We start from the raw sequence: 11,141 nt of genomic DNA on the forward strand, positions 1-11,141 counted from the left end.
TTTAGAAGTTACGCATTGACAGGCAATGCTAAACTATGAACATTGAAAACACCAAAGCCATCGGAAAGCCAAGTCTTGATAAGAGAAATAACACGCCCATCAACAGCCCGCTGCACCTTACCGATGTATATTAGCTTTTTATTAAGTGAGCCAAAACAGGCCAGTTGTCGGCGATTAGGAGAAGTGATGTCGATATCACATGATAGTGTAAACCGATTTCTGAATCGCGAACTTTATACTGGACGAGACTTATACAATGAAGCCAGTACCACATTGAATTTAAAGGGAGGAACCTTGAGTGTAGACGATAGTGTCCTTGATAAACCTTATAGTCAGTATATGGAACTTGTCAGCCATTTTTGGTCAGGTAAACATCATCGAGCGGTTAAAGGAATCAATCTTGTGACTTTGTATTACACCGATATTCAAGGGAAGCATCAACCCGTTAATTTTCGAGTGGTCGACAAAGCAGAAGGAAAGACAAAAAATGACTATTTTCAAGATATGCTGGATGAAGTATTGGCTTGGGGGCTTGATCCTGATTTTGTTACGGGAGACAGCTGGTACAGTTGTGTGAGTAATCTTAAACTGATTAGAAATCATCAGATAGGTTTGCTCTTTGCATTGGAAAGCAACCGCTTGGTCTCATTGGAAAAAGGGACATGGTTACAGGTTCAACAGCTGGATATTCCAGAAGATGGCTTGATGGTTTGGCTCAAGAATTTTGGGTTTGTAAAATTATTTCGGACGAACTTGAAAGACCAAGTTCGCCATTATATAAGCTCACTACCTGATAAAGAGAAAACAATGGTTTTTGATAATAAAGCGTTTACCGAACAACATGATAGGCATTGGCAGATTGAGCAGTATCATCGAGCGATAAAGCAGGTATGCAATATAGAGCGATTCCAGGTTCGCAGTAAAGGAGCTATAAAGAACCACCTTTTTGCTGCAATTTGTGGGTTTGTTCAACTACAAAAACTCAGCTTTGCTGAAGTGATTAATAATTGCTATAGCGTGCAGCGAAATTTATTCAAAGATGTGATAGCTTCGTTCATTGGAACCTTTATGCCAAAGTTGAATCATTTGAATCCAGAATTTCAATCTGTCGTCAATGCGTAACTTCTAGGTTCGCATGTTCAACTAAAAATGGTGCTACTTTTCAAGTTATTATTCTCGCGAATGTCATATGGTATGGTACCTGACTTTACAACTAGTTTATCGGATGGGATGAGAAAGTTTTTCTCCTGGATGGTGTCTTATCCATTGGTTGCATAAAAACAGGTTACAGTTGATTTTTACACAAATATTTATTTCTTTTGCGACAGAACCCTTAACGGTGACATAGCCTATGAATTCGGGGGAGGTTTACTTTGCATATTGAATCCATAAAGCTGAAAAACTTTAAAAGTTTCCGTGATACGAAAATGCTCGACATACCAAAGTTTTGTGTCATTGTTGGTGCAAATGGTGCGGGAAAATCCTCGCTATTTAGCGTTTTTGAATTTCTTCGTGAAGCATTGGATAGTAATGTACATACTGCGCTGGTAAAGCTTGGTGGTAATCGAGGTTTTAGTGAAGTACGTAGTCGTGCTGTATCGGGAAATATTGAAATCGAAATTAAGTTTCGAGAAACAGATAAGTCTCCCTTGGTTACTTATTTTTTATCTGTTGGAGAAAAGGATGAACGCCCAGTCGTGACTCGTGAAATTTTGAAATACCGTCGAGGTAGGGGGGGGAAGCCTTGGCATTTTTTAGATTTTTGTAATGGTAAGGGTGAAGCAGTCACCAATGAAATTGACAATGTGACGGATGTAAAAGATCTTGTTCGTGAAAGCCAGAAACTAAAGTCACCTGATATTCTGGCGGTAAAAGGTTTGGCGCAATTTGAACGTTTTCCAGCGGTTGTGGCGCTAGGCAATTTAATTGAAAAGTGGCACATCTCTGATTTCCATATTAACCGCGCCAGACCAGAGCAGGATGCGGGTTACGCAGAGCACTTATCTCGCGAAGGTGAAAACCTCTCTTTAGTTACAGAGTATTTACACACTCGTCACCCTAAAGTTTTTGAGACTTTGCTAAAAAAACTGGCAGCACGGGTACCGGGGATTACTTCCGTTGATGCTAAAACAACCGAAGAAGGTCGAGTCCTTTTACGTTTTCAAGACGGTGCATTTAAAGACCCATTTTTAGCTCGTTATGTATCAGATGGCACCATTAAAATGTTTGCCTATCTGGTGTTACTTTATGACCCTGAACCACATCCACTTTTATGTGTCGAAGAACCTGAAAACCAGCTTTACCCCCATCTACTGTGGGAATTAGCTGAAGAGTTCCGTTCTTATTCTGAACGAGGGGGGCAAGTATTTGTTTCTAGCCACTCGCCCGATTTCTTAAATGCAGTCGAATTAAGTGAAGTTTATTTTCTTGTTAAAGAAAATGGTTGCACTAGCATAAAGAGATTGCAAGATGATCAACAAATAGCTGCGTTCATTGCTGAAGGTGATCAGATGGGCTATTTATGGAAAGAAGGCTCCTTTAACCCTTGATGAGTGAGCTTGTATTTTTCTTAGAGGAGCCTTCAGCTAAAGAAATGCTTAAGAGTGTATTGCCTAAAATTCTACCTGACACGTATATACCCATATACGTGGTATTTGAAGGAAAGCAAGACTTAGAAAAACGCCTTCCAGGTAAGTTAAAGGCTTGGAAAAGCCATGGAGCAAAGTTTGTCGTTATGCGTGATCAAGATAGTGGTTGTTGTTTTATCATTAAAAGTAATTTAGTAAATGAGTGCCGGAATTCTGGGAAACCAGATGCCTTGGTGCGTATTGCCTGCCATGAGCTGGAGTCATTTTATTTAGGTGACTTGGCGGCGGTAGCCAAGTCCATTGGGCCGAACAATCTGGCCGAGAAACAAAATAGAGCCAAATTCCGCGACCCAGATAAATTAAGTAATGCATCACAAGAACTAAAAAGAATCGCGCCAAATTACCAAAAAATATCCGGTTCTAGAGATATTTCGAAATACTTAGATATTACAAACAATCGTTCAAAAAGTTTTAACGCACTTATCTCAGGTGTGAAACGTTTAGTGGATGAGTCCTGACTGCTCTGTTGCATAAAATAGGTTGCAGTTGATTTTTACACAAACATTTATTTTTTTGCGACAGAACCCTCTTACAAGCTCGGGAAATTCGATTAATGGCATTACTTGAACATAAAATTGATACGACACAAAGTGAAACATCATCAGATAAACCAGTTATTAGAGGGGGGGGGCATCACTTATTTAAGTGATGGATTGTGTGCACTTGTCATGGTGATATACCTGTTTTAATTATGTTTTAAAGCTCGACTTAAAAATATGACCAATACCTTCGCCAATTTTAATTTAAGCCAAAAATGACAATCTTACACCCATATAAATCAATCGCTTATAGGCTATAAAATTCATAAAGCCCTCCTTTAAGTTCCTTCGCTTTGAGGAAGAAGGCTCGTTCAAAAACTAGGAAATTCATGACTTGTCATGCTGCATTTTTTAGCAGAAATATCGTAGCTTAATCAAAGATTCCCGATAAAAGACTTGTGGAGTACCGGGGCTCGGTTCGGCGTCATGAACTTCCGGTTTGTCGTACGAGGGTGAGGAAAATATAATAGTTAAGAGGTTTAAATATTTACATGCAAAGAACTTGCTGTAGATTTTATATTTTCAGTTTGATATTGGAAGCGGTATTGTTGCGGGGTTAAGCCAGTATTTCGTTTAAATGCCCTAGCAAAATGTGAGGCCTCTTTGTAGCCAACCTCCATGGCAACCTCTATAATTGAAACATTCGAATTTTCTAGCATCATTAGTGCTGTTTCAATTCTAGTTTGTTCTAATAGATGAGAAAATATTAATTCGTTTTCAGCAAGACGCCGTTGTAAGCTACGTACCGAAAGATCAAGTGCCTTTGCAACGTTTTTTATTCCACTTTGATGCGCACGAATATGAGTACGAATAATCTCTTTTACTGAATATTCAAGTGATGTATCAGACTCGGAGAGCAGTACCAGTTCTGAATTAGCAACAGGTGACTGATCTTTTGTGTGCTGTAAAGTTAAAGCAAAAGCATAATGCGGTATACCTATCGCTAACATTTTACAGCCGAAGCGTACATTGGCATTACGGATAAGCTCGGTATCATACAACGATTTATCATTTTTACTTTGTAGCCGTAATTCATACGGTTCCCTCAACCACTCCTCCACAGAACCAGACCATAGTCTGCTGCTGCCGAATATGAAAGTTGGAATTAGTTATCTCGCTATTCCCTTGTTTACAAAACAGTACAATAGCCTGATATAAATTTGTACAAACCATCACGTTATGTCCCGCCTGACTGTGTTGTCCAAACGGAGTTAGGCCTGCTGCGAGACCAATATCTGCAATGCCAGTATATCGCCTTGCTTGTTCAGCAAAGCGCAAGAGTTGTTCGACGGGCATGAACCCATCAGGAATATCTAAAATTTCCTCTGAGAGCCCCACCGTATTCAATACTCTTTCTGTTGGCGCACCAAGCTTATGTAGTTCTTTGGCAAAACTACCGGCATAACGTACACGGACTAAGGGGATATTGTTCATTACGGTTTTGAAGCATACATGACCCAGAGAATCCTGTCCAATATTGCAATTATCATTGTATTTACCATTAAGATCTGAAGTATTGCTTTCATGTCATTCAGGGCGAAAAGCAACTCATAAACCCAGCATCAAGCTCGCTCCATGCTGCTTAAGCCATAAACGCTGCTGCTTATAATCAGGACAATACCTAGCTACAAGCACCCAGAATGCAGCGGAATGATTACGCTGTTCTATATGGCATATCTCATGTATCACCACGTATTCAAATACTTCTGCCGGAGCCAGAATCAATAGCCAGTTCAAATTTATATCATTATGTATACCACAACTTCCCCAACGACTTTTCTGGGTCTTAATAGTAATTGAGCGCGGGACCAGTTGATACAAAGGAGCATATTTATCCGTAGTTTGTACTGCCTGCTTTACAGCCGCTTGCCCCATCCAGATAATGAGAGCTAGCCTAATCTGTGTACTTAATTCCATTGCAGTTAAAGTTTTAATGTCATTTTCAGGCACAAAAGCAGTAAACGACCGATCAAAGGTTATTGTAATTTTCTTTTCCGCACTGGCTTTAATATCTAGCTTATATTGCTCTCCCTGATAAGGAATCATTGCATCCTGTTGATAGCTTTGCGGCGCAAAACTAGTGATATTATCAACATGTAGCTGCACTTTATTTTTTGCCGATTCAATCCAGTCTTGCTTGGCACGCATAAATTGCTGAATCTGTTTTTCAGGCATACGTAAAGGCGCAACGACTTCAACTCTATCAGCTGTCACTACAATTCTGGCACGCTTGGCGCGCTGGCTACGACGAACTTGATAATCTTGCTGCTTATTCATTTTCTACGACTATCTCTAGATAAATATGGAAAAATAGTTTTTCTTATTAAGCGGGGAGTCGCTATTTTTGCGAAAGCTTGTTTTGGGCATCCCAGCCCAAGCAAGCAGCAAAAACTTAACGCGACCGCTAATGCCTTCGACGCCCCAGACGTCCTGCGTACGTGCCACTTCGCCACTACCATCGTAAACTCGGTGCTGGCTTCGTAACACTCCCTCAAATGACTGGACGGCGTTTCGGAATGCCTTTTATTTTGTCTCCACCTACGCTAGCGCTACGATTCCGACAAAACAACGGCCCTACGCCTTCTGGGGACTACCAGCCCTCGCGTTCGCTCTCCATGGCTGGCAGCGTTCGAGTTCTTTAATATTGGACTATAAAAAATAATCTGAAGTTTCCCAATTATTGAGTAGCTGAAATACACAATGCTGGTGTATCGAGGTTTATTTTAGGTGGTTTTGCCATGTTTATAGCAAACCCCTACTTAATTCCCCTTAGGCAATAGCATTTGAAACGAATGAAAAGACTATTTTTTTCATATAGTTGTAGCATAGTTTCAATTTTACCATAAATAATTATTGGGAAACTTCAGAAAAATAATCTAAGGCAGCTGGAAATAATTAAGCGCCTAAGATTCCGTGGCAGCTAATTTCCCACGATTTTCATCAACCCGCATTAGCAACCATAAACCAACAACAAAAAACACCAGAGTTGATAATAAAGCCTGACGATGGTTTCCCTGCGTAAAATAACTCACTAGGCCATAACTTAAGGGGCCAATAATCGCAGACAAACGAATTACAACACCCCAAAGACCCAGAAATTCACCTGAACGATTAGCTGGCGTAAATTTACTGACCAACGCTCGACTAACTGCCTGACTTGAGCCCATTGCTGCACCAATAATATTACCAGCGATCCACATATGCGCAGCCTCAGTAGCCAAGAAAGCAACGACAATTGCAATAATCCACAACACCAGCGTAATTGCCAAAGTGGGTACTGAACCAATTTTATCCTGTAGATGTCCACAAATAAATGCCCCGACGGCAGCAGTTACATTAACCACCATAATCAATATAATCAATTCCTGCCGCCCAAAGCCCATGGCTTCCTGAGCATAAATAGCAGCCAGCACTATGACCGTACTAACCCCTGATTGATAAACAGCCAGAGTTAGCAAAAACCTGAATAAATCCTTAAAATGGCTGGCCTGTTTAAAAGTATGCTGCAGTCGATTAAAACTGGCACGAAAATAAGAGACATGATCGTCTTTAGGTTGCGCTACTGCCCGTTCTCGTAAGTACAAAAAGGTTGGGCTTGCTGTTAATGCAAAGATTGCCGCAGTCACCAGAATGGTTATCGGAATAATCTCGGTATCAAGCATTCCTTGCTGCTTCCCCCAGTGGATAATCCACAAGCAGCATCCTAATGTAAGCAACCCACCAAAATAACCGACACACCAGCCATAGCCAGACATTCGCCCCATTTTTTCTTTACTCACCAATTCTGGTAAAAATGCTGCAATTAAATTTTCACCTTGCGCAAACATAATTGCAGAAATAGTGACTAACAGCATCGATAACAGCACTTCACCTGGACCGACAAACGCTAATAATGCTGTTGCGAACACACAGCCAATGCTGGAAATCAGTAAAAATACTTTTTTTCTAGCTTGATGATCAGCTAAAGCACCAATCACAGGCCCCAGAATCATGACTACAAAATTAGCCAGGCCAATAGCAATAGACCACAATAATGTTGGCATACCGGGAGCCATATCTGAGGCCTCAGCCGCAATCACACCGACAAAATAAGCACTATAAATCGTAGTCATCACCACCGTGGTATAACCTGAATTGGCAAAATCAAACAATGCCCAGGCTACCAGCTCCTTTCGTTCTACCGCAGGAGATTTTTTTTGTTGTTCAGGAAATAAAGTCATCTTATGTTGTGCCATTGTTCCAACCACGCAAAAAACATTGAACCAGCAATTCGACCTCTGCTTTAGAAGCCATAACAGCGGCAGACGATTGATTCTGCATTAATAACTGCATCACTATCCCTTGCACGCTTTTAATTAAAACCTGAGCAGCCTGATGCACCTGTTCATCAGAATGCAACTCATCAAGTTGCCTGATTATTTTATAAAGCAGCTCAAATACTTTCTGGTTTTCTTGCAGATACCAGCTAGGTACAGACTCTCCCAGTGCCAATTGATGTTCAAATAGCATACGCCATAACCCATCATTAGCAACAGCAAAATCTAGATAGGCAAGCGCCGTGTTTTGTAGCGTTTCAGTTGTTATGGGCCGCTTTTGCTGTGCTTGCAAATACAGCTGCAATTTCTGCAAGGTACGTGCTTTAATATGCATGATTAAATCATTCATATTAGTAAAAACCATATAAACGCTACCGACGGTATATCCTATATCAGCGGCAATTTTACGTACTTTTAGCGCAGAATACCCGTTTTCCTGAATAATATCCTCTGCTGCCTCCAACACCATTTTCTTGATTTCTGCCTGACTATGTTCACTACGCCTTGCCATATTATTACCGCATTAACTGATGAATGATTTAGAATACCCCAATACTGAAAAAGGCTAAAGCCTTTATCATAGTTTGGAGACTTATGAATCAAGAACTGATTGCTGTCGTCGATAAAAATGACCAGTTTATCGAAAACCAGCCTCGTAACAAAGTCCATCAACTTGGCTTGCGCCATAGAGCCGTGCATATCCTGGTATTTAATAACGATCAACAGCTTTTTTTACAAAAACGCTCATTAAGTAAAGATATTAATGCCGGTCTATGGGACACCTCTGCGGCAGGTCATGTTGATGCCGGGGAAAGTTACGATGTTTGTGCGCACCGGGAAACTATCGAAGAACTAGCTGTTTGTGTAGATGAAACACTCACTTTTCTATTCAAGCTACCCGCAATACCCGAAACAGGCATGGAATTTGTCCAGGTTTATCGCTGTTTACACAACGGCCCTTTTACTCTGGAAGCTGGAGAAATAGATGGAGGACAGTGGTTTAATATAAAAGATATATCCCGACGTGTTAGCGATAATGACCCCACTCTTACTGATACGTTCAAAGCCTTATGGCTGAAACTTGAGGAGTAAACCCATGCAAAGAAACGAGCTAGATCGCTATTTTAATGACTTACTCACACCCGCGAACTTTAAAGACTACTGCCCCAACGGCGTACAGGTTGAAGGTTCAGAAAACATCAAAAAGATAGCTTTTGCTGTTTCTGCAACCCTTGACTCAATCACCCAGGCTGCTGACATGGGTGCTGACACCCTGGTAGTACACCACGGTTTATTCTGGCACTTCCATGGCGCTCGCCCACTGACAGGTCACTTTGCCAAACGCATTTCCCCCCTAGTACAACACAATATCAATTTATTTGCTTATCATCTCCCCCTCGACGCACACCCGGAAGTGGGTAATGCCGCAGTTTTAGGGCAACTTATAGACTGCCGACAACAAAGTCCATGTGGTGATTACAAAGGATGTCCCACGGGTATCGAAGGCTTACTCAACGAACCAGTAACAGCCAAAGAACTAGGCTTAAAATTACAGTCCGTGCTCAACCACGACGTTATTCTGGCCAGCCCGGATGAAAATCAAATCATTGAATCAGTTGGTATTATCACTGGCGGTGCTAACAGTGATTGGGCATTAGCCCAAAAAGCCGGACTGGATGCCTATATTACCGGGGAAATTTCTGAACATGACTGGCACGAAAGCCAGGAAAACGGTATACATATGTTCGCAGGTGGACATTATGCAACTGAGATTTTTGGCATACTTGCCCTAATGCGAAAAATACAAATGCACTGCCATATAGAATGTGTCTTTATTGATAGCGACAACCCCGCGTAGGACTAATTACAACAAGATAATCCGCCCTTATTTACCAGCTAACTGAAAACTCAGTTAGACAGGAGAGGCATTAGCCACGAGAGTACTTATAATCAGGGAGAAATTTACTTATAAAGTGGACTGTGCTCCTAATACTGCTTACTTAAGAATTTATTGATTAAATTTCAATAAAATAAGACGTAAGAGTGGAATAGTGCAGCGTTTTCCACCAAAACAATTTACGAATGTAAACAATCTAAAGACTCCGGCAAAGCACAATCACTTATCCTGTAATCAAAATAATCCAGTTCGTGTGTGTGTGCACCGGAAAACGCTGCGCTATTCCGGCCTACGATGGCCTGCATTGTGGAACGTAAAATCACGTAGGCTCGCGTTGGTTTAGATTTTTTACTTCGTAAAAAAATCTAAACCAACCAACGATTATCAGTTCGCAACGCGTACTCATAAGGTATAATTTGACGTTTTATCTATCCATCATTTGATTCGAGGAAGCTTAATGAGTATCAAACTTTCTGACCGACTTAGTGCAGTTAAACCGTCACCCACTCTGGCTATTACCGCAAGAGCTGCAGAAATGCGTGCAGCAGGCAAAGATATTATTGGCCTGGGCGCTGGTGAGCCCGATTTTGATACCCCTGAGCATATTAAAGCAGCCGCTATAACTGCGATTAACAATGGTTTTACAAAATATACGGCAGTAGACGGTACACCGAGTTTAAAGCAGGCTGTTATTGATAAATTTAAAAATGATAATGGCTTTGACTATACACTTAAGCAGATTCTGGTATCTTCAGGAGGTAAACAAAGTTTTTATAACCTGGCTCAAGCTTTATTAAATAAAGGTGATGAGGTTATTATTCCTGCACCTTACTGGGTTTCTTATCCTGATATCGCGCTGTTAGCCGATGCCGTTCCGGTGATTATCAAAACTACTCAGGAGCAAAACTTTAAAATAACGCCTGCTCAATTGCACGCTGCCATTACCGATAAAACTCGCTTATTTGTTATTAATAGCCCGTCTAACCCAACCGGGGTTGCCTATACATTTGACGAATTAAAAGCGCTTGGAGAGGTGTTACTGGATTATCCGAACATTATTGTTGCCACAGATGATATGTACGAGCATATACTCTGGCAAAAAGGCAGTTTCGTTAATATTCTCAATGCCTGTCCTGAGCTTTATGCCCGCACCATGGTTTTGAATGGTGTTTCCAAAGCTTATTCCATGACTGGGTGGCGTATTGGTTATGCTGCTGGTCCTGTAGACATTATCGCCGGCATGCGCAAGGTACAATCACAAAGCACATCCAACCCTACTTCTATTTCTCAGGTTGCGGCTGAAGAAGCTTTAAGAGGCGATCAAAGCTGTATAGATACCATGCTGATTGAATTCAAAAAACGTCATGATTATGTGGTGGATGAACTCAATAAAATGTCTGGCATTGAGTGTATCAAGTCCGATGGAACATTTTATGTTTTCCCTAATGTTGAAAAATTAATTACTCAACTGGACGGTATTGATAATGACCTGGATCTGGCTGAATATTTCATTGAAAAAGCTGATGTGGCTTTAGTACCTGGTTCAGCATTTGGTTGTCCTGGACATATCAGAATATCTATTGCAACCAGCATGGAAAATTTAGAAACTGCTTTGGCACGCATTAAAAAAGCTATTGCTTAAGTTTTTAGGACGTATTTAGCTTTTCCTTGCGCACCTGTGCAGCCAAAATCCTGCGTCATACTTTCGGGTATTATTAAACTGAAGTTTCCCAATAATTAT

The 11,141-nt window shown here is 41.0% G+C and carries 12 protein-coding genes; 6 read left to right on the top strand and 6 right to left on the bottom strand.

Annotation, left to right across the window (positions count from 1 at the left end; all coding sequences use genetic code 11):
* Positions 1–78 precede the first annotated feature (78 nt).
* From CDZ78_RS04400 to CDZ78_RS04410, 3 genes are all read left to right on the top strand, one after another.
* Positions 79–1,122 carry an IS701 family transposase gene (locus CDZ78_RS04400; RefSeq protein ID WP_087868897.1) on the top strand — a complete coding sequence of 348 codons (1,044 nt, stop codon included), beginning with the start codon at positions 79–81 and terminating at the stop codon, positions 1,120–1,122.
* Positions 1,123–1,373: 251 nt separating this feature from the next.
* A complete protein-coding gene (locus CDZ78_RS04405; RefSeq protein ID WP_087868886.1) occupies positions 1,374–2,549 on the top strand; it encodes an AAA family ATPase in 1,176 nt (391 codons plus the stop codon).
* Positions 2,549–3,106 (top strand): DUF4276 family protein, encoded by a 558-nt coding sequence (locus CDZ78_RS04410; protein WP_087868887.1) that lies wholly within the window; start codon positions 2,549–2,551, stop codon positions 3,104–3,106. The genes CDZ78_RS04405 and CDZ78_RS04410 overlap by 1 nt, the downstream gene beginning before the upstream one ends.
* Before the next feature lie 560 nt (positions 3,107–3,666).
* Here the strand turns inward: CDZ78_RS04410 and CDZ78_RS04415 are convergent.
* The 6 genes from CDZ78_RS04415 to CDZ78_RS04440 all read right to left on the bottom strand — a co-directional run bounded on the left by CDZ78_RS04415 (position 3,667) and on the right by CDZ78_RS04440 (position 8,014).
* Positions 3,667–4,236: a helix-turn-helix transcriptional regulator gene (locus tag CDZ78_RS04415; RefSeq protein ID WP_087868888.1), complete on the bottom strand. Its 570-nt coding sequence runs from the start codon at positions 4,234–4,236 to the stop codon at positions 3,667–3,669.
* Complete coding sequence (locus CDZ78_RS04420; protein ID WP_087868889.1) at positions 4,220–4,621, bottom strand: AraC family transcriptional regulator ligand-binding domain-containing protein; 402 nt, start codon at positions 4,619–4,621, stop codon at positions 4,220–4,222. The genes CDZ78_RS04415 and CDZ78_RS04420 overlap by 17 nt, the downstream gene beginning before the upstream one ends.
* Positions 4,622–4,735: 114 nt before the next feature.
* Positions 4,736–5,464 carry a M48 family metallopeptidase gene (locus CDZ78_RS04425; RefSeq protein ID WP_087868890.1) on the bottom strand — a complete coding sequence of 243 codons (729 nt, stop codon included), beginning with the start codon at positions 5,462–5,464 and terminating at the stop codon, positions 4,736–4,738.
* Between the two features lie 15 nt (positions 5,465–5,479).
* Positions 5,480–5,674 carry a hypothetical protein gene (locus CDZ78_RS04430; RefSeq protein WP_087868891.1) on the bottom strand — a complete coding sequence of 65 codons (195 nt, stop codon included), beginning with the start codon at positions 5,672–5,674 and terminating at the stop codon, positions 5,480–5,482.
* 416 nt (positions 5,675–6,090) lie between these two features.
* Positions 6,091–7,422: an MFS transporter gene (locus CDZ78_RS04435; protein WP_087868892.1), complete on the bottom strand. Its 1,332-nt coding sequence runs from the start codon at positions 7,420–7,422 to the stop codon at positions 6,091–6,093.
* The gene (locus CDZ78_RS04440; protein WP_087868893.1) at positions 7,409–8,014 is read right to left on the bottom strand and encodes a TetR/AcrR family transcriptional regulator; all 606 of its coding nucleotides are present in this window, start codon (positions 8,012–8,014) and stop codon (positions 7,409–7,411) included. The genes CDZ78_RS04435 and CDZ78_RS04440 overlap by 14 nt, the downstream gene beginning before the upstream one ends.
* An 83-nt stretch (positions 8,015–8,097) precedes the next feature.
* Here CDZ78_RS04440 and CDZ78_RS04445 point away from each other — a divergent pair, with 83 nt between their 5' ends.
* From CDZ78_RS04445 to CDZ78_RS04455, 3 genes are all read left to right on the top strand, one after another.
* Entirely contained in the window at positions 8,098–8,595 is a 498-nt protein-coding gene (locus tag CDZ78_RS04445; RefSeq protein ID WP_087868894.1) for an NUDIX hydrolase, read from the top strand.
* 4 nt (positions 8,596–8,599) lie between these two features.
* Complete coding sequence (locus tag CDZ78_RS04450) at positions 8,600–9,361, top strand: Nif3-like dinuclear metal center hexameric protein (protein ID WP_087868895.1); 762 nt, start codon at positions 8,600–8,602, stop codon at positions 9,359–9,361.
* Between the two features lie 496 nt (positions 9,362–9,857).
* Positions 9,858–11,042, top strand: coding sequence for a pyridoxal phosphate-dependent aminotransferase (locus CDZ78_RS04455; protein ID WP_087868896.1), 1,185 nt, complete (start codon positions 9,858–9,860; stop codon positions 11,040–11,042).
* Positions 11,043–11,141 lie beyond the last annotated feature (99 nt).

This window comes from Bathymodiolus platifrons methanotrophic gill symbiont (assembly GCF_002189065.1).
Taxonomy (GTDB): Bacteria; Pseudomonadota; Gammaproteobacteria; order Methylococcales; family Methylomonadaceae; genus Methyloprofundus.